The sequence below is a fragment of the Pseudomonas sp. m6p genome (assembly GCF_055760375.1).
Map to the genome: position 1 here is coordinate 1,707,882 of NZ_CM147084.1, position 17,859 is coordinate 1,725,740.

General features: G+C 60.7%; 18 protein-coding genes and 1 pseudogene. 9 read left to right on the forward strand and 10 right to left on the reverse strand.

Going from position 1 to position 17,859, the window contains the following annotated elements:
* The first annotated feature begins 85 nt into the window (after positions 1 to 85).
* A complete protein-coding gene (locus tag ACYZUM_RS07775) occupies positions 86 to 328 on the forward strand; it encodes a DUF1652 domain-containing protein (RefSeq protein ID WP_041062828.1) in 243 nt (80 codons plus the stop codon).
* Positions 329 to 332: 4 nt separating this feature from the next.
* On the opposite strand, the gene ACYZUM_RS07780 is transcribed toward ACYZUM_RS07775, so the two are convergent.
* Complete coding sequence (locus ACYZUM_RS07780; RefSeq protein WP_108182399.1) at positions 333 to 695, reverse strand: NUDIX hydrolase; 363 nt, start codon at positions 693 to 695, stop codon at positions 333 to 335.
* A gap of 222 nt (positions 696 to 917) precedes the next feature.
* Here ACYZUM_RS07780 and ACYZUM_RS07785 point away from each other — a divergent pair, with 222 nt between their 5' ends.
* A complete protein-coding gene (locus tag ACYZUM_RS07785) occupies positions 918 to 1,115 on the forward strand; it encodes a DUF2188 domain-containing protein (RefSeq protein WP_108182400.1) in 198 nt (65 codons plus the stop codon).
* Positions 1,116 to 1,173: 58 nt separating this feature from the next.
* Here ACYZUM_RS07785 and ACYZUM_RS07790 read toward each other — a convergent pair whose 3' ends face one another.
* Positions 1,174 to 1,413 carry a hypothetical protein gene (locus ACYZUM_RS07790; protein ID WP_041062819.1) on the reverse strand — a complete coding sequence of 80 codons (240 nt, stop codon included), beginning with the start codon at positions 1,411 to 1,413 and terminating at the stop codon, positions 1,174 to 1,176.
* A 186-nt stretch (positions 1,414 to 1,599) separates the two neighbouring features.
* Here ACYZUM_RS07790 and ACYZUM_RS07795 point away from each other — a divergent pair, with 186 nt between their 5' ends.
* Positions 1,600 to 1,935: a hypothetical protein gene (locus tag ACYZUM_RS07795; RefSeq protein WP_041062809.1), complete on the forward strand. Its 336-nt coding sequence runs from the start codon at positions 1,600 to 1,602 to the stop codon at positions 1,933 to 1,935.
* Between the two features lie 188 nt (positions 1,936 to 2,123).
* Positions 2,124 to 2,723 carry a DUF6338 family protein gene (locus tag ACYZUM_RS07800; protein WP_108182401.1) on the forward strand — a complete coding sequence of 200 codons (600 nt, stop codon included), beginning with the start codon at positions 2,124 to 2,126 and terminating at the stop codon, positions 2,721 to 2,723.
* A gap of 137 nt (positions 2,724 to 2,860) precedes the next feature.
* Here the strand turns inward: ACYZUM_RS07800 and ACYZUM_RS07805 are convergent, their stop codons facing one another.
* Positions 2,861 to 3,745, reverse strand: a complete 885-nt coding sequence (locus ACYZUM_RS07805; protein WP_041062806.1) for a LysR substrate-binding domain-containing protein — start codon at positions 3,743 to 3,745, stop codon at positions 2,861 to 2,863.
* Between the two features lie 159 nt (positions 3,746 to 3,904).
* Between ACYZUM_RS07805 and ydiJ the strand changes: the two genes are divergently transcribed.
* Positions 3,905 to 6,931, forward strand: coding sequence for a D-2-hydroxyglutarate dehydrogenase YdiJ (gene ydiJ / locus ACYZUM_RS07810; RefSeq protein WP_108182402.1), 3,027 nt, complete (start codon positions 3,905 to 3,907; stop codon positions 6,929 to 6,931).
* On the opposite strand, the gene ACYZUM_RS07815 is transcribed toward ydiJ, so the two are convergent.
* The gene (locus ACYZUM_RS07815; protein WP_108182403.1) at positions 6,864 to 7,553 is read right to left on the reverse strand and encodes a paraquat-inducible protein A; all 690 of its coding nucleotides are present in this window, start codon (positions 7,551 to 7,553) and stop codon (positions 6,864 to 6,866) included. The two genes, ydiJ and ACYZUM_RS07815, sit on opposite strands and share 68 nt — an antisense overlap.
* A complete protein-coding gene (locus tag ACYZUM_RS07820; RefSeq protein ID WP_041062800.1) occupies positions 7,550 to 8,146 on the reverse strand; it encodes a paraquat-inducible protein A in 597 nt (198 codons plus the stop codon). Before ACYZUM_RS07820 ends, ACYZUM_RS07815 begins: the two co-directional genes overlap by 4 nt.
* 180 nt (positions 8,147 to 8,326) lie before the next feature.
* Here ACYZUM_RS07820 and ACYZUM_RS07825 point away from each other — a divergent pair, with 180 nt between their 5' ends.
* Positions 8,327 to 9,496 carry an acetyltransferase domain-containing protein gene (locus ACYZUM_RS07825; RefSeq protein WP_108182404.1) on the forward strand — a complete coding sequence of 390 codons (1,170 nt, stop codon included), beginning with the start codon at positions 8,327 to 8,329 and terminating at the stop codon, positions 9,494 to 9,496.
* A gap of 150 nt (positions 9,497 to 9,646) precedes the next feature.
* Here ACYZUM_RS07825 and ACYZUM_RS07830 read toward each other — a convergent pair whose 3' ends face one another.
* Positions 9,647 to 11,038 (reverse strand): aldehyde dehydrogenase family protein, encoded by a 1,392-nt coding sequence (locus tag ACYZUM_RS07830; RefSeq protein WP_108182405.1) that lies wholly within the window; start codon positions 11,036 to 11,038, stop codon positions 9,647 to 9,649.
* 103 nt (positions 11,039 to 11,141) lie between these two features.
* Between ACYZUM_RS07830 and ptrR the strand changes: the two genes are divergently transcribed.
* Both ptrR and ACYZUM_RS07840 read left to right on the forward strand, forming a co-directional pair.
* Positions 11,142 to 12,020, forward strand: coding sequence for a putrescine utilization regulator PtrR (ptrR, locus tag ACYZUM_RS07835; RefSeq protein ID WP_108184380.1), 879 nt, complete (start codon positions 11,142 to 11,144; stop codon positions 12,018 to 12,020).
* An 83-nt stretch (positions 12,021 to 12,103) separates the two neighbouring features.
* Positions 12,104 to 12,766, forward strand: coding sequence for a M24 family metallopeptidase (locus ACYZUM_RS07840; RefSeq protein WP_108182406.1), 663 nt, complete (start codon positions 12,104 to 12,106; stop codon positions 12,764 to 12,766).
* Positions 12,767 to 12,769: 3 nt separating this feature from the next.
* Here ACYZUM_RS07840 and ACYZUM_RS07845 read toward each other — a convergent pair.
* A pseudogene (locus ACYZUM_RS07845) lies at positions 12,770 to 13,067 on the reverse strand (glutathione S-transferase family protein).
* Between the two features lie 102 nt (positions 13,068 to 13,169).
* Complete coding sequence (locus ACYZUM_RS07850; protein ID WP_064587942.1) at positions 13,170 to 14,585, reverse strand: purine-cytosine permease family protein; 1,416 nt, start codon at positions 14,583 to 14,585, stop codon at positions 13,170 to 13,172.
* 398 nt (positions 14,586 to 14,983) lie between these two features.
* On the opposite strand from ACYZUM_RS07850, the gene ACYZUM_RS07855 reads away from it, so the two are divergent.
* A complete protein-coding gene (locus tag ACYZUM_RS07855; RefSeq protein WP_108182407.1) occupies positions 14,984 to 15,895 on the forward strand; it encodes a LysR family transcriptional regulator in 912 nt (303 codons plus the stop codon).
* Positions 15,896 to 15,914: 19 nt separating this feature from the next.
* Here the strand turns inward: ACYZUM_RS07855 and argE are convergent, their stop codons facing one another.
* Both argE and ACYZUM_RS07865 read right to left on the reverse strand, forming a co-directional pair.
* Positions 15,915 to 17,066 carry an acetylornithine deacetylase gene (gene argE / locus ACYZUM_RS07860; RefSeq protein WP_108182408.1) on the reverse strand — a complete coding sequence of 384 codons (1,152 nt, stop codon included), beginning with the start codon at positions 17,064 to 17,066 and terminating at the stop codon, positions 15,915 to 15,917.
* A complete protein-coding gene (locus ACYZUM_RS07865; RefSeq protein ID WP_108182409.1) occupies positions 17,063 to 17,740 on the reverse strand; it encodes a DUF1028 domain-containing protein in 678 nt (225 codons plus the stop codon). Before ACYZUM_RS07865 ends, argE begins: the two co-directional genes overlap by 4 nt.
* Positions 17,741 to 17,859: the final 119 nt, after the last annotated feature.

Genomic DNA, 17,859 nt, shown 5'->3' on the forward strand with positions numbered 1-17,859 from the left:
TTGGCAATTGCCGGGGCGGCAGGTTGCTGATGGCTCATCTATGCTCAACGGGTCGACCGACTCAACGCCTGCGAGGCGTGTACCCATGTTAGCCATTGCCGACATCTGCCGGATTGTCGAGTCCGGCTTTCCGTCGCTTGAATGCGAATGCACACAAGTGGAGCAGGGACTGCTGCGGATCAAGGTTTATGAGCCTGACTCCGGGCGAGTCGAGTTGTTGCTCAATGGGGTTTCGCCGGAGCATCTGGTGACGATCCGCGATCTTTCCAACTTCATCGGCGAATTGCGCACGGAAATCAGCGCCGGGCGCCGGGCGTTTGCCGGTTGAAACCTCACAAGCGTCGTTGAAATGCCTGCACGATGCGCAAGGTCGCGTCGCTGGTGGGCAGATTCTGCACCGCGTCCAGCGGATGCCAGATGCATTCGATGATCTCGTTTTGCGGGCGCAACGGCTCAAGGTCGAGCACCGAAGCCTCGTAGACATGATGCTGGGTGCTGCCGCTGTGCAGTTCCATCAGATACAACATTTGCTCGGCATTCAGTGCCGTTTCTTCCTGCAGCTCGCGCGTCGCCGCCCCGGCTTTGGTTTCCCCAGGCTCGACCTTGCCGCCGGGCAGTGTCCAGCGACAGCGGGGTTTGCGGACCAGCAGAACGTGTCGATCCTGCTCGCAAATGACGGTTGCGCGTACTTTCATCTGTTACCTGTTTGTTGCGTGTCACATAAATGAAATAAAACTGCAATATTCGAGCCGGGCCCGGATTCAAAGGTTCCGTCAAGGTTTTGAGCGTGTGGCGAGGCGGAAAGTGCCAGAGCCTTGGCACATGACTGTCGCGACACCCGGTCGGCACATCCGCGACAACAGGGTGTAAGGTAAAAAAGCTCAGCTGAAACCACCGTCAGCAAAAAGGAGGTACCCATGAGCATTCCTGTTCTGAACAAAATGCACATGAACGGCTACGACGTACTCAGCGTGAATAACGGCCCTTGGCGGGTTTGTACCCAAGGCGACCGGCTGGCATCGTTTGGTCGCAGAGAGGAAGCGCTGGCCTACGCCGCTGCGTTGCCGGGTTACAGACAACGCTCGGCGCGAGCGCGAAGTCACACTGCAAATTGAAGCAGATGTAACGAAAGAGCCCCGGTGATGACCGGGGCTTTTGTCGAGGGCAGGGGGATCAGTGAACCTTGATCCGGCTGATGGAGCGCGTCTTCACTTCCTTGGCATAGGACTGCAAGCGTTCTTCATCACTTTGCAGCACCTCACAAGACCTCAGAACCGCTTGGGCATCGGCTTCATTGCCGCTCTTGCGCAGCTGTTCGGCGATGCGCTTGAGGTCGACCGCCGACCATCTCAGATCCGATGCAACGGCTTGCAGGTCGCGTTGAAGTTCGTGTTCGTATTCATTGAGCCGCATGATCACCTCCGGAACATTCTCGGTAAAACAGAGTAGCCGCATTTTTCAGCGATGATGCGCAGCTCGTCTGCCATCGGGCTGGATGCATGTAAATATTTGTCCAATCCCCCTTGTGGGCGAGGCGTCGCGCTGGATGTACATCCGGTTACACGTTACATTCGCTTTTTTTCAAAACAGGGAAACACCATGCGGATATGGATCGGGAGTTTGGCGTTGGCATTGCTGGCGGGTTGCTCATTGCCAGCATCGCTGGTTCCGGGCGAGCCGAATCTCAGCAAGACCACCACCAAGGCGCCTAAAGACTATGCCGCGTGCTTGTTGCCGTTGTGGCAGCAGGACATTCCGAAGACCACGCAGACCGCGATTTCCAATGGTTACCGGATCACGGCACCGAGCATTGTTACCGCCGACGAGATTCTTGACATCATCAAGTACAAGGACGGCAGCCGGGTTTCCCTGTATCAGGGACCGCCATGGGCCAAGTCCGGGTCGTTGCGCAAATCGGTGCGTGACTGCCTGTAAAGCACAGCCTCAGCTGCAGAACCCGCCGCCAGAAAAGCAGAAACCGGAGCAATGGTTTCTGCTTTTTTGCTTTGTGAATTTGCGAAATGCGTTGTGACAGATCGGCACGAGGCGTTTTCCAGTGTGCGCTAGGCTTTTGAGTGCTGCCCGGTAACCAGTGGGGCATGCCTTTAAAGGAGCCACGGATCATGGATGATCTGGTCAAAGAAGTTATTCCGTTGTTGCAGTATCTGATTCCCGGACTTGTCTCGACCTGGATTTTCTACACGCTCACTTCATTCAAGCGACCTGATACGTTTGGGCAGATTGTGCAGGCGTTGATTTTTACGTTTGTGATTCATGGGGTGGTAACAAGTATTGGCGAGATCCTTTTGTGGGTGGGGATGAAGGGGGTTTCCGTAGGAATATGGGATGGCAAGGCGCAGACGTCTTGGGCATTCTTTTGTTCGCTGGTACTTGGATTGCTGTCCTGTTGTCTGGCGACCAATGACAAGCTACATGGTTGGTTGCGTAGCAGAAACGTAACGAAACAATCTTCTTACCCAAGCGAATGGTTCTGCGCATTCGCCCAACTTGATCGACTCATTACCCTGCATTTGCATGACGAAAGGCGCGTACTTGGTTGGCCGGCCGAGTGGCCGCCGGAATCAGCCAACGGTCAGTTCGTGATCCATAAGCCGCGTTGGCTGCATGAAGATGGCAATGTGGCGCCTTTTGGCGCCGAATATTTGTTGATAGATTCCGCGAAGGTTAAATGGGTTGAATTCAGCCCGGCATCAGAGGATTGATTATGAGCGCCCGCGCACCACAACCAATGCCAAAGAAATATGAACACCTGTTCTTTGGGCCAGACGGAAAACCGTTGGATAGTCCACTGTTGAAGGGGCCGAGTGCGCCTCCACCTTTAAAAAAGCACTGCTGCTGTTCACAGCGTATCCACCAACCAGTCCCTGAACGCTTTCAATGACGGTAACGCCTCATTGCGCGGCGGATACACCAGGTAATAGCTGCGCCGGCTGGTGATCGGCTCCCCCAATTGCAGCAGTTCGCCGTTGAGCAATTCATCCTCCACCAGAATCCGCGGCACCAGCCCGACGCCAATATTCGCCCGCACCGCCTGAATCAGGTGCGAGGTCATTTCAAAGCTCGGGCCGATGCGCATGCTGCGGTGTGGCAAACCATGATGGGTGAACCATTCCGCCCACGCCTGGGCATTGCTGCTGACATTGAGCAGCAACTGCCCGGCGATGTGCTGTTCGGCGTCGTCGCGTTCGGCCGTCGACAACTGCGCGCTGGCGATCACCACCAGTTCCTCAGTGTGCAGTGGCAGGGCGCTGAGGCCGGGCCATTCACCGCCGCCGACACAGATCGCGGCGTCGATTTCGCTGGTGTCGAAGTCGATTGCTTCAATGCGCGAATGCAAGTGCACGGTCATGCCCGGGTGCGCGGTGTAGAAGTCCTTGAGCCGTGGCAGCAGCCATTTCGAGCCGAAGGTCGGCAGCGTCGCCAGACGCAAACTGTGAATGCCCGAACCGAACGCCATGGCCTGCAACGTCGCGCTGCGGATCTGCCCGAGGGCTTCGGCCAGTTCGCGCTGATACATGCGCCCGACATCGGTCAAAACCACTTGCCGGCCTTCGCGGCTGAACAGGCGCATGCCGAGCATCTTTTCCAGAATCTGCACCTGCCGGCTGACCGCGCTTTGCGTCAGCGACAGTTCGTGGGCGGCGCGGGTGTAGCTTTCATGGCGTGCAGCGGCCTCGAAGGCCAGCAATAACGACATGGAAGGGGTGAGGGTTCGCGGATTCATTCGTTTTAGTCATGGATTACGGGGCGATTTTACGTTTGTCCCGATAGCACCAAGCAATGAACATAAGCACCATGAGATGGCGGGAGCGTGACGCAATCATTCATTGCGCACAACTGTTCACCGCCACACGGCCCGATATTGACCGAGATTTCCCGACCCATGATTGCCCAGCTGTCGCCCGCCACCGCATTGACCACTGATTACCAACAGTTCCTCAAAGCCCTGAAAGCCAGTGGCTTTCGTGGTGAGATCAGTGCCGATTACGCCAGCCGCGTAGTGCTCGCCACCGACAATTCGATCTATCAGCGCCTGCCGCAAGCGGCGGTGTTTCCGATGGATGGCGAGGATGTGATGCGGGTCGCTCGGCTGATCGCCGAACCGGCTTATCAGCAAGTGGTGATCACTCCGCGCGGCGGTGGCACGGGCACCAACGGTCAGTCGCTGACCGATGGCATCGTCGTCGACCTGTCGCGGCACATGAACCGCATCTTGGAAATCAACGTCGAGCAGCGCTGGGTACGGGTGCAGGCCGGGGTGGTCAAGGATCAGCTCAACGCCGCACTGAAATCCGCCGGGCTGTTTTTCGCCCCGGAGCTGTCGACCTCCAACCGCGCCACCGTCGGCGGCATGATCAACACCGACGCCAGCGGCCAGGGCAGTTGCACCTACGGCAAGACCCGCGACCACGTGCTGGAACTCGACATGATTCTGCGCGGCGGTGAACGCCTGCACGGTGCAGCGCTGGCGGAGGACGACCTGACAGCGTTGTGTGCCCGTGAAGACCGGGTCGGTGAAGTCTATCGCTGTGCGCGGCAGATCATTGATGAGCAGGGCGAGCTGATCAAGCAACGCTTCCCTGATCTCAACCGCTGCCTGACCGGCTACGACTTGGCGCACCTGCGTGAGGCCGACAATCGTTTCAACCTCAACAGCGTGCTGTGCGGCGCCGAAGGCTCGCTGGGGTTTGTGGTGGAGGCGAAGCTCAACGTTCTGCCGATCCCCAAACACACGATGCTGGTGAACATTCGCTACGCCGGTTTCATGGATGCGTTGCGCGATGCCCGGGCGCTGATGGCGCTCAAGCCGCTGTCGATTGAAACCGTGGATTCCAAGGTGTTGCTGCTGGCGATGCAGGACATCGTCTGGCATGGCGTCGCCGAATATTTCCCGGAAAGCGCCGAGCGGCCGACACTGGGGATCAACCTGGTGGAGTTCTGCGGCGACGATCCTGAAGATCTGCAACGCCGGGTCGAAGCCTTCCTCGAACACTTGAGCAGCGACACCACCGTCGAACGCCTCGGCCATACCCTGGCGGTCGGCCAAGCGGCGGTGAACAAGGTCTATGGCATGCGCAAGCGCGCCGTCGGCCTGCTCGGCAACGTTGCCGGCGAAGCGCGGCCGCAGCCGTTTGTCGAGGACACCGCAGTGCCACCGCAGCACTTGGCCGAATACATCGCTGAACTGCGCGAACTGCTCGACAGCCACGGTTTGCAGTACGGCATGTTTGGCCATGTCGATGCCGGCGTGCTGCATGTGCGGCCGATTCTCGACATGAAGGATCCACAGCAAGCGGCGTTGGTGCGTCCGGTGTCCGACGGTGTCGCGGCGCTGACTCAGCGCTACGGCGGCCTGTTGTGGGGTGAGCACGGCAAAGGCCTGCGCTCGGAATACGCGCCGGCGTTTTTCGGTGAGCTGTACCCGGCGTTGCAGGCACTCAAAGCCGCGTTCGACCCGTTCAACCAGTTCAACCCGGGCAAGATCGCCACCCCGGCCAACACGCACGCGCAGCTGTTGAAGATCGACGAAGTGACCCTGCGCGGCGAACTCGACCGGCAGATCGACGAAAAGGTCTGGCAAAGCTACGGCGCGGCCCTGCATTGCAACGGCAATGGCGCCTGCTACAACTTCGATACCGACGACGCCATGTGCCCATCGTGGAAAGCCACCCGCGAGCGTGCGCAATCGCCCAAGGGCCGCGCATCGTTGATCCGCGAATGGCTGCGTTTGCAGGGCGAGGCGGGGGTGGATGTGCTGTCCGATGCGATTCGTCGTCCGGCGTTTTTCCGCAACCTGTGGACCCGTTGGCGCAACAGCCGTGGGCAGAGTGCAGACTTTTCCCATGAAGTGTATGACGCCATGGCCGGCTGCCTGGCGTGCAAATCCTGCGCGGGGCAGTGCCCGGTCAAGGTCAATGTGCCGGAGTTTCGTTCGCGGTTTCTGGAGCTGTATCACAGCCGTTATCTGCGCCCGGCGCGGGATTATCTGATTGCTTCGCTGGAGTACAGCATTCCGTACATGGCGCGGATTCCGGCGCTGTACAACGGTTTGATGGGCGCTGCGTTCGTGCGCCAACAGTTGGAGCGCCTTGGTGGCATGGTCGATGTGCCGTTGCTCAGCCGCTTTGATTTTCACGCTGCGCTGCGTCGCTGGAAGGTGCAGCCAGCGACGGTCTCGACACTGTCGGCGCTGACCCCGGCCCAGCGCGAGCGCAGTGTGGTCTTGGTGCAGGATGCCTTCACTCGTTACTTCGAGGCGCCGCTGCTGGCGGATCTGCTGGAGTTGATTTCACGACTGGGCTATCAGGTGTATCTGGCGCCGTTCAGTGCCAATGGCAAGCCGCTGCATGTGCAGGGCTTCCTGTCGGCGTTCAACCGCGCGGCACTGCGCAATGCGCGGCAACTGCGAGAGCTGGCCGACATCGGCGTGCCGTTGTTGGGGCTGGATCCGGCCATGACGCTGGTCTATCGCCAGGAATACCAGAAAGTGCCCGGCATGCTGGAATGCCCGGAAGTTGCACTGGTGCAGGAATGGTTGCTCAAGGTGATGCCGGAGCAGCCTGGTGCCGACGCGCCGCAGTCATTCCGGCTGCTGGCGCACTGCACCGAGAAAACCAACGCGCCGGCCGCCACTCGCCAGTGGGAACAGGTCTTCGAACGGGCCGGATTGAAACTGGCGACGCAGGCGACCGGTTGCTGCGGCATGTCCGGCACCTATGGCCATGAAGCACGCAACCGTGAAACCTCGGCAGTGATATACGAGCAATCCTGGGCGCGGCAGGTCGAGGCGCCGGCGGAGCAGGGCGAAGCGCTGGCCACCGGTTATTCCTGCCGCAGTCAGGTCAAGCGCCAGTCGGATCGGGCGCTGCGCCATCCGTTGCAGGTGCTGCTTGAGGTGGTGCGTCGCTGAGCGGTTCGTCGTCCGGGGCATTGTCCCAGATCAGCCGTGGGTCGAAACTCATCGCCGAGAGCATGGTGAACACCACCACCATGCCGAAAAACAGGATGCCCGGGCGTGGTTCGATATCGCCCAGCGCCTGGAACTTCACCAGCGCCGCGACCAGGGCGACCACCAGCACGTCGAGCATCGACCAGTAGCCGATCAGCTCGACGAAACGGTACAGCTTCGAACGTTCACGGCGCGCCCAGTCGCTGCCCCGCTGCACGGTGATCAGCAGCAGCGACAGGGCGACGAATTTGATCCCCGGCACCGCGATGCTGGCGATGAAAATGATCAGTGCGATGTCCCACGCGCCGCCCTCCCAGAACTCCAGCACGCCGCTCATGATCGTGCTGTCGGCGCCGTTGCCGAGCATCACCGTGTTCATCACCGGCAGCAGATTGGCCGGCACGTAGAACGCCAGCGCGGCAAACAGATAGGCCCAGGTGCGCGCCAGGGAGTTGGTCTTGCGCCGATGCAGCGGTGCATCGCAGCGCGGGCATTCGTGCGGTTCGTCGGTCATGTCGCAGGCCAGCCCGCAGCTGTGGCACAGGCACAGATTCAATTCGCTGGCGGTCGCCGGTCGCTTCATAGAATGTCCCACAGATCACGAATGTCGCGGCCGGCAATGCGGATCATCATCAGGCTCAGCACCGCCAGGGCGAACAGACCGATGCCCGGCAGCACATCCAGCAGTCCGGCGAGTTTGAACACCGCCACCATTGCCCCCAGCAGACACACTTCGAGCATGCTCCACGGGCGCAGGGTTTCCAGCCAGCGCATGCACAGCTTGAATCCCGGTGCCCGCCGAGAAGACAGTGCGTAACTCAACACCCAGATCAACAGCACCAATTGAAAGGCCGGGGCGATGATGATCGAAATCGCCGCGACCATCGCCATGAACGTGATCGGTCCCTGACTCAAGGCCAGCACCGAATCCCACAGCGTCGCGCTGTTCTTCAGGCCTTTCATGCTGATGCTCATCACCGGGTAGAAATTGGCGAACAGCCACAGCATGGCGGCGGTGAACGTCAAGGCCAGCCGCTGTTCGACGGTCAAGCCGTTATAACGCTGCAGCACACCGCCACAGCGCACGCAGAGGGTTTTCTGGTGTTTGCCGAGCACGACTTTTTCATACACGCAATCGCAATGCTCGCAGATGATCAGGTGTTCGGTTGAAGTCATGGGCAACGCTCGACAGCTGGCGCAAAGGGCGGGGGGCGCCTGATCACTATAGAAGCCTGACGTGATTGGGCAAATGTCGATTGGCTTGGGGATCGACTTTTTATGTTATAGAGTAACGCGAATTTTTGCTGAGGCTCGCCGTTGCGACCCCTGATTCATTGACTCGATGGCGAAATGTCCATGACGATTACCTGTGCTCGTTCCAATCCGCCGCCGACCGGTCGTTTGCTGTCCATTGATGCCTTGAGAGGTCTGGTGATCCTGTTCATGCTGCTGGATCACGTGCGTGAGACGTTCCTGTTGCACCGTCAGGTGTCCGATCCGATGGACATCGCCAACACCGAGCCGGCGTTGTTTTTCAGTCGCACCCTGGCGCATCTGTGCGCACCGGTGTTCGTGTTGCTGACCGGGCTGTCTGCGTGGTTGTTCAGCGAAAAGTACGCGGGCAAGGCCGATGTCAGCGCCTTCCTGTTCAAGCGGGGGCTGTTTCTGGTGCTGCTGGAATTCACCTGGGTGAACTTCGCGTGGACGTTTCAGTTGCCGCCGAGCGTGATCTATCTGCAGGTGATCTGGGCGATTGGCCTGAGCATGATCGCGCTGTCGCTGCTGGTCTGGTTGCCGCGCTGGCTGTTGCTGACGCTGAGTCTGGCGATCATTGCCGGGCATAACCTGCTGGATGGGCTGCATTTTTCGCCGGAGTCGGCACTGCATGTGCCATGGGCGATCCTGCATGACCGGGGCTGGATCGAGGTCGGTGACAGTCTGCGCTTGCGCACTTCGTACCCGCTGTTGCCGTGGATCGGCGTGATCGGTCTGGGTTATGCACTGGGCCCGTGGTTCGCCCGCGGGGCTGATGCCTGGAGCCGTCAGCAGGCTCTGTTGCTGGGCGGTATCGCCGGTCTGCTGGGCTTCGTCGGGCTGCGGCTGATCAACGCTTATGGCGAAAAGCCTTGGGCGGTTGAAGACACGACCGTGCAAACGCTGATGGCGTTTTTCAACATCACCAAGTACCCGCCATCGCTGCTGTTCATCACCCTGACGGTGAGCATCGGGTTGCTGTTATTGCGGGTGTTCGAACGGCGGCAGACGCGCCGCTGGATTCACTGGCTGACGGTCTTCGGTTCGGCGCCGATGTTCTTCTATCTGCTGCACCTGTACGTGCTGAAGGTGCTGTATCTGATTGCCGTGGCGCTGTTCGGCCTTAACCACGGTAGCTATTTCGGCTTCGATTCAGTAGCGGCAATCTGGCTCGTGTCACTGCTGTTGGCGCTGGCACTGTACCCGGCGGTACGCTGGTTCTCTGCGCTGAAATCGCGGCGTCGCGACATCGCCTGGCTGAAATATCTGTAAGCCCTGGGGTCATTGCGCTCGCGCAATCAACGCACGACGTAAAACCCTGTAGGAGCTGTCGAGTGAAACGAGGCTGCGATCTTTTGATCTTGATCTGGAAAATCAAAATCAAGAGATCGCAGCGTGCCGCAGCTCCTACAGGGGGCGGTGTTATTTGCGATCCAGCCACACCGTCTGCGCGTTGCAGAACTCACGCACGCCGAAGTGCGACAGCTCGCGACCGAAACCGCTTTTCTTCACGCCGCCGAAGGTCACGCGCGGGTCGCTGGCGGAGTAGCCGTTGATGAACACACCGCCGGTGTCCAGTTCGCTGGTCAGTTGCTGGGCCAGTTGTACGTTGGCGGTGTAGATCGTGGCGGTCAGGCCAAAGTCGCTGTCGTTGGCCAGAGCCACGGCGTGGGCGCAATCGCGGGCGGTGATGATCGACGCGACCGGGCCGAACAGCTCTTGTTTGAACGAGGTCATGCGGTCGGTGACATCGGCCAGCACGGTCGGCTCGTAGTAGTTGCCCGGGCCTTGGGCCTTGCCACCGCCGAGCAGCAGGGTCGCGCCTTCTTCGAGGGTGTCGCGCACTTGCTGGTCGAGTTCGTCACGCAGATCGAAACGTGCCATCGGGCCGATATAGGTGTCAGCGGACAGCGGATCGCCGACCTTCAGTTGACGCGTGGCCTCGACGAATTTGCGGGTGAACTCTTCGACCACGCCTTCTTCGATGATCAGGCGCTTGGCGGCGGCGCAGACCTGGCCGGAGTTCTGATAGCGCCCGATGACGGCAGCCTGCACGGCCTCATCCAGATCAGCATCATTGAGCACGATGAACGGGTCGGAACCGCCCAGTTCCAGCACGCATTTTTTCAGTGCGGCACCGGCCTGAGCACCGATGGCCATGCCGGCGCGTACGCTTCCGGTCAGGGTCACGGCGGCGATGCGCGGGTCGGCGATGGCGGTCGAAACGCCTTCGGGGGTGACGTTGATCACTTCAAACACGCCGTCCGCGAAGCCGGCGTTCTTGAAGGCATCGCGCAGCAGGTAGGCGCTGCCCATCACGTTCGGCGCATGTTTGAGCACGTAAGTATTGCCGGCGATCAGCGCCGGTACCGCGCCGCGCAGCACTTGCCAGATCGGGAAGTTCCACGGCATCACCGCGAGGATCGGGCCCAGCGGACGGTACTCGATGCGCGCCTTGCCACCCTCGACCTGAGTCGGTTCGGCGCTGAGCATGGCCGGACCGTTTTCGGCGTACCACTCACAGAGCTTGGCGCATTTTTCAATTTCGCCACGGGCCTGGGCGATGGGCTTGCCCATTTCCTGGGTGATCATGGTTGCCATGGCTTCGGCGCTGTCGCGCAGGGCACCGGCCAGCGCAGTCAGGGCGCGGGAACGATCCTGCAGCGGCTTGCGTTTCCACTTCGAGAAACCGAATGCGGCGCGGGTCAGCGCAGCGTCGAGGGCCTCAGCGGATTCAAAGGCGTAGTGACCGATCTGTTCGCCGGTGGCGGGGTTGATCGAGATGGCGTGGGTCTGGCTGGAAATCTGGCTCATGGCTGGCTCCTGCGAATTCAGTGGATGGGCCTAGAGTAGGGTGGCGTTTGTTTTCTGGAAACTGAATAATAAAGATCGATTCCTTCACGATTGGAGAATGACTGTGGATCTGGTGCAGCTGGAAATCTTCAAGGCCGTTGCCGAGCACGGCAGCATCAGTGCGGCGGCGGCGCAGATACATCGCGTGCCGTCGAACCTGACCACGCGGATCAAACAGCTGGAGCAGGACCTGGGCGTCGACCTGTTCATTCGCGAGAAAAGCCGTCTGCGCCTGTCGCCGGCTGGCTGGAGCTTCCTCGAATACGCCCGGCGCATTCTCGATCTGGTGCGGGAGGCGCGGGCCACGGTCGCCGGTGAAGAGCCGCAGGGTGCATTCCCCCTCGGTTCGCTGGAAAGCACCGCCGCAGTACGCATTCCCGAACTGCTGGCGGCGTACAACCAGTTGCATCCCAAGGTCGATCTGGACCTGTCCACCGGCCCGTCCGGAACGATGATCGATGGCGTGCTGGCCGGGCGCTTGGCGGCGGCGTTCGTCGATGGCCCGGTGCTGCACCCGGCGCTGGAAGGCGTGCCGGCGTTCGAAGAAGAAATGGTCATCATCGCACCGCTCAATCACGCCCCGGTGCAGCGTGCGGCGGACGTGAATGGCGAAAACATTTACGCGTTCCGCTCCAACTGTTCCTATCGTCACCACTTCGAAAAATGGTTCAGCACCGACGCCGCTGTGCCGGGCAAGATTTTCGAGATGGAGTCGTATCACGGCATGCTCGCCTGCGTCAGCGCCGGGGCCGGGCTGGCGCTGATGCCGCGCAAAATGCTGCAGAGCATGCCCGGCAGTGCGACGGTCAGCGTCTGGCCGCTGGCGGCGGATTTCCGTTATCTGACGACGTGGCTGGTGTGGCGCCGGGGTACGGTGTCGCGCAGCTTGGGTATGTTCGTGCGTTTGCTGGAAGAGCGCGGCGTGGTGCGTGCAGAAGAGTAATTGACACGTTGTGTCATGGCTGTATCTTGATCGGCGTTTCGCAATATAAAAAACTATACAGCGTAGCCATGAGGAACAAGCAAATGAGTGCAGCCCTGAGCGGTAAAGAAGCAGTCGGTGAGCGGTTTGTGCTGGAAACCATGCGTCACGCGCAGAATCTGACTTGGCAGGCCGTCGATGCCATCGCCCAGGTGATCAAGCCCGGCATGCGCGAATCCGAAGCCCAGGAGCAGGGCAAGCAGATCCTCGCCGGACTGGGCATGGACCGCATCTGGCATCCGCTGCTGATCCGCTTTGGCGCCAACACCCTGAAGACTTTCAAGCAACGCTCCGATGGCGATCCGGTGCTGGGTGAAAACGACATTTTCTTCATCGACATGGGCGTGGTCTGGCAGGGGCACGAAGGCGATGCCGGGGCGACGTTCACCACCGGTTCCGATCCGGAAATGATGGCTTGCGCGGCGGCGGCCAAGGAGTTGTTTGACCGGGTCGAAGCGTTCTGGCGCCAGGGCGTGTCCGGGGTCGAGTTGTACCGCTACGCCACCGATCAGGCCAACACCATGGGTTGGGTACTGCACCTCGATATCAAGGGCCACCGCGTCAGCGGCTTCCCTCACGCGATTTACAAAGGCGGCAATCTCGGTGATTTCGAGCAGGCGCCGAATGCCGGGGTGTGGATTCTGGAAATCCAGATTGCCCACCCGCAGCGCCCGTTCGGCGCGTTTTATGAAGATCTGCTGATTTGATCGTCACGGCGTACCGTTCCTGCCATACAGGCGAAAGCCTTCGCGTTGGCTCAGACGCTCGTAATACGCCCTGACGGCGGCATAGTCCGGATGCGCCAGCGGCGTTTCGAACCAGCGGTTGACCGACAGCCCAATGGGGATATCGGCAAGGGAAAACTGTTCGCCACTGACATAGGCGCCAGTCTTCTGTAATTGCTGATCGAGGCCAATCCTCACGCTCGAACGGGATCTGCAGTTCGGCGCAGGTCCACAGCACTTTGCGCACGTTGATCGATGAGGCCTTGCCCAGTATTCGCAACATGGGATTCCCTGTGTTGTGGCTGACTGTCCAGCCACAGGAAATACCACACCACAACGCAGAAGGCCCGCGCATGGCGGGCCTTCTTTTGTCATGCGGACATCGTCACAGACTGCCCACCAGTTTGCCGCCCATCATCCGCCGCCGATAGGCGCTGTCACGACTGGCCAGCCAGAAGTACAGCGGCGAGGTCACCAGCAGCCCCACCAGCCATGACAGGTCGGCGCCGTTGATATGCGCCGACACCGGGCCGACGTACAGCGGGGTGTTCATGAACGGGATCTGCACCGCAATGCCGATTGCGTAGGCCAGCAGCGCTTGCGGGTTGTAGCGTCCGTAGATGCCGCCGTCGACCTGAAAGATCGACTGGATGTCGTACTTGCCCTTGTGGATGGCGTAGAAGTCGATCAGGTTGATCGCGGTCCACGGCACCAGGACCACCAGCAGCACCAGCACCATGTCGACGAAGTGACCGATGAAGTCCTTCGAGGCGCCGACGGCGGCGAAGCAGCAGGCCAGCAGCACGATGATCGAGATCACCGCACGGCTCTTGGCGGTCGGAATCCAGCGGTAGGCGAAAGTCTGCACCAGGGTAATCAGCGACAGCACCGCGCCGTACAGATTGAGGGCGTTGTGGCTGATCACGCTGAGCAGGAACAGCACCAGCATCAGCGGCCCGATCGAGCCGGTGGCAAGTTTGACCGCATCCATGGTGTCCATGCCCACGGGCGTTGCCAGCACGGCAACGGCACCGAAGATGAACGCCAGGCTCGAGCCGAGCGCCGAACCCAGATAGGTGGTCCAGAATGTCGACGAGACTTTCACGTCCGCCGGCAAGTAACGCGAATAGTCGGACACGTACGGGGCAAACGCGATCTGCCACAGCGCGGCGAGCGACACGGTGGCGAGCCAGCCGGAGAGGTTGAAGCTGCCGCGGGTGAGAAAGTCATCGGTTTGAATATGGGTGAAGATGTAGCCGAAGCCGACGACGATGCCGATCCCCAGCACCCAGGTGCCGATGCGGTTGAGCACGTGGATGAAGCGGTAGCCGATGATGCCGATGATCCCCGAACCGAGGGCGCCGATGACGATGCCGACCGGCACCGGCACGCTGTCGACCACGCCGTGCAACGACTTGCCGGCCAGTACGATGTTGGAGGCGAAGAAGCCGATGTACATGACGCCGGCAATCAGCACCACCAGCAGCGCGCCGAGCGAGCCGAACTGCGCGCGGCTCTGGATCATCTGCGGAATGCCCATCTGCGGGCCTTGCGCCGAGTGCAGTGCCATCAGCACGCCGCCGACCAGGTGACCGACCAGAATCGCGACGATGCCCCAGACCAGATTCAAGTGGAACAACTGCACGCCCAGCGCGCCGGTGACGATGGGCAACGGCGCAATGTTGCCGCCGAACCACAGCGTGAACAGATCCCTGACCTTTCCGTGGCGATCTTCGGGGGGCACGTATCCTATCGTGTGTTTTTCAATGAGCGGCGCGGATGTTGTTGCAGAGGTGGACATGACGAACTCCAAGGCAAGGATGAGTACGTGGACGTACTTCGGCAAGCGCCGACACGGACGGCGCATTTCTTGTTGAAGCGATCATGTGCAAAGGCCCGGGATAGATAAATTAGTAAGTTTGTTGCTTCAGACCTTAAAAAATATATGCCGCGTGTAATGCGTAGCTCCGGTATGTTCAGGCTTCGCTCTTTTCTGGATTTACACAGTTTTGTGGTGAGGGGATTTATCCCCGATGGGCTGCGAAGCGGCCCCTCTTTTGACTTTAGAAACAGGGGCCGCTTCGCGCCCCATCGGGGATAAATCCCCTCACCACAGAACCCCCTGACTACAGACAAATGCCCTGACCACAGACAAATCTCCTCACCACAAAAGCGTCGTCTTACTTGCAGAGGTTTTCCATGGCCGCCTACAACCTGCGCCAGCTCAAATACTTCGTCACCACCGCCGATTGCGGCAGCGTGGCCGAAGCCTCGCGCAAGCTCTATATCGCCCAGCCGTCGGTCTCCACGGCGATCAAGCATCTGGAAGAAAGCTTCGGCGTGCAGCTGTTCATCCGCCATCACGCCCAAGGCGTGTCGCTGACGCCCAGTGGCTCGCGGTTTTATCGCAAGGCGCTGGAGTTGCTGCGGGTGGCGCATGAGTTCGAGCAGAACGCGCTGGCGGACAACGACGTGGTTTCCGGGCAGATCGATATCGGCTGTTTCGAAACCGTCGCGCCGTTGTACCTGCCGCGCCTGATCGCCGGGTTCAAGCAGCGTTGGCCGGGGGTGGAAATCCGTATTCGCGACGGCGAACAGCAGGAACTGGTGCAGGCACTGACCGCCGGCAGCATCGATGTCGCGATGCTGTTCGAGCACGACCTCGACAGCACCATCGAAACCACCTCGCTGATGCCCCCGCAGCAGCCTTACGCCTTGCTGCCGGCCGACCACCGCTTTGCGCAACAGGCGAAAGTCTCGCTGCACGATCTGGTGCTTGAGCCGATGATCCTGCTCGACGTGGTGCCGAGCCGTACCTATTTCGTGAGCATCTTCGAAGAGCGCGGACTGGCCCCGCACATCGTTTTCAGCTCACCGTCGATCGAGATGGTGCGCGGCATGGTCGGGCGCGGTTTCGGCTTTTCGATTCTGGTGACCCGGCCGTTCGGCGAGTACACCTACGACGGACAGAAAGTGGTGTGCGTGCCGCTGGCGGAAACCGTGACCGGTTCGGGCCTGTCAGCCGCCTGGCTGCGTCGGGTGCAACTGACCAAACCGGTGCAGTTGTTCGTCGATCACTGTCGGGAGGAATTGGCTCGACTGTACGCCTGAACGTACGTCGAGCCGTGTTTCAAGCGCGGATAAAAGCCAGCAGCCGTTGCAGCATCGCATCACAGGCATCGAGTTGCGCGCGACTGACAAACTCGTCCGGTTTGTGCCCCTGATCCATGCTGCCGGGACCACAGACCACGGTGGGAATGCCCGCCGCATCGAACAGCCCGCCCTCGGTGCCGAACGCCACGGTGCCGAATTCCCGTGAACCGCAGAACGCCGCGATCAGCTCCGCCGCCTGACTTTGCGCATCGGTGGCCAGGCCGGGATAAGCCGACAGCTCACTGAAACGAATCGCGCTGTGTTCGCTGACCGCCCGCATGCGTGGCAGCACGTGCTGCTCGGCGTAGGTCTGCAACTGCTGCGCGACCAGGCTCGGATCCTGCGAGGGCAGGGCTCGGATTTCGAAGTCGAAGCGGCAATCGGCGGGGACGATGTTCAAGGCCTTGCCGCCGCTGATCACGCCGGTCTGCACCGTGCTGTAGGGCGGATCGAAACGGCTGTCGTGCTGCTCGGGTGCCTTCAGTTGTTGGCCGATGCGCCCCAGTTCGCCGATCAGCTCGGCGGCGTACTCGATGGCGTTGACCCCCAGCGGCGCGTAGGCCGAATGGCACGGATGACCATGCACGTCGCAGCGCATCGCCAGTTTGCCTTTATGGCCGAGCACCGGTTTCAGTTCGGTGGGTTCACCGATGATGCACAGCAAAGGTTTGACTGGCCGTTGTTCCAGCTCGGCGAGCAACGAGCGCACGCCGAGGCAACCGACTTCTTCGTCGTAAGACAGGGCAATGTGCACCGGCATGCGCAATGTTGCTTGCACCAGCGCCGGCACCAAGGCCAGCACGCAGGCGATGTAGCCCTTCATGTCTGCGGTGCCACGGCCGAACAGCTTGCCGTCACGCTCGCTGAGTTCGAACGGCGCTACGGTCCACGGTTGGCCGTCGACCGGCACCACATCGGTGTGCCCGGAGAGCACGATGCCCGGTTGCCCGGCGGGGCCAATCGTCGCGAACAGATTGGCCTTGCTGCGCTCGGCGTTGTAGATCAGCTCGCACGGCACGTCGAAGCCAGCGAGGTAGTCACGCACGAACTCGATCAGCTGCAGGTTGGATTCGCGGCTGGTGGTGTCGAACCCCACCAGCGTTTTGAGCAAAGCGACGCTGCTGCTCATCGATCGTCTCCGGCAACGCCATACCCCGGTGCCTTGGCCGGGTCGAGCGCGCGATCGATGTAGTCCTGCAGCTGCGGCTGATAGGCGTCCCATAGTTTTTGCAACTCGCCGATCGGATTCTCGTCGGCCCAGTCGACCCGCAGATTGACGATCGGCCAGGTCTGTTCGCCGACCACCACCACCGCTGCCGAATGCACTGGCCCGGCTTCGCCACCGAGGGCCTGGGCGGCGTGCAGGGCCTTGAGCAAACGGTCGGCCAATTGGCCTTCGCCGTCTTCAAAGGCGCTGACCATTGCTTCGATCACCGCGCGCCCGGCGAGCATGTTGCCGGCGGCCACGCATTGTTCGCCGCACACGGCGTTGTGCACGCCGAGGGTTTGCGCTCCGCTGAAATGCGCGGTCTGGCCGAGGTGGTTGATCGCGGTGATCTGCCGGTACTGGCTATAGCCGTTGCGGGTCAGCACCTGGTCCAGCGCCGCATCGGGCGCGTGACCTTGTTCCATCAGCGCGAGGACTTCCGGGCCAAGGGACGGCAGGGTGATGTTCTGGCTCGACACCGCGCCAACCCCCGGCAGCAGCCACGGGCAACGCGCACCGACGGCGATGCTGGAGGAACTGATGGCGACACCGAACTGGCCGGTTTCGGGGCAACGGGCTGCGATTGAAAAGGTCATGGTCTAACTCCTTTCGAGGAATTTGTTGTCCTTGTGGGCCTCATCGCTGGCAAGCCAGCTCCCACAGTTATTGGGTTGGTCACAAAATCTGTAAGCACCTCAAACCTGTGGGAGCTGGC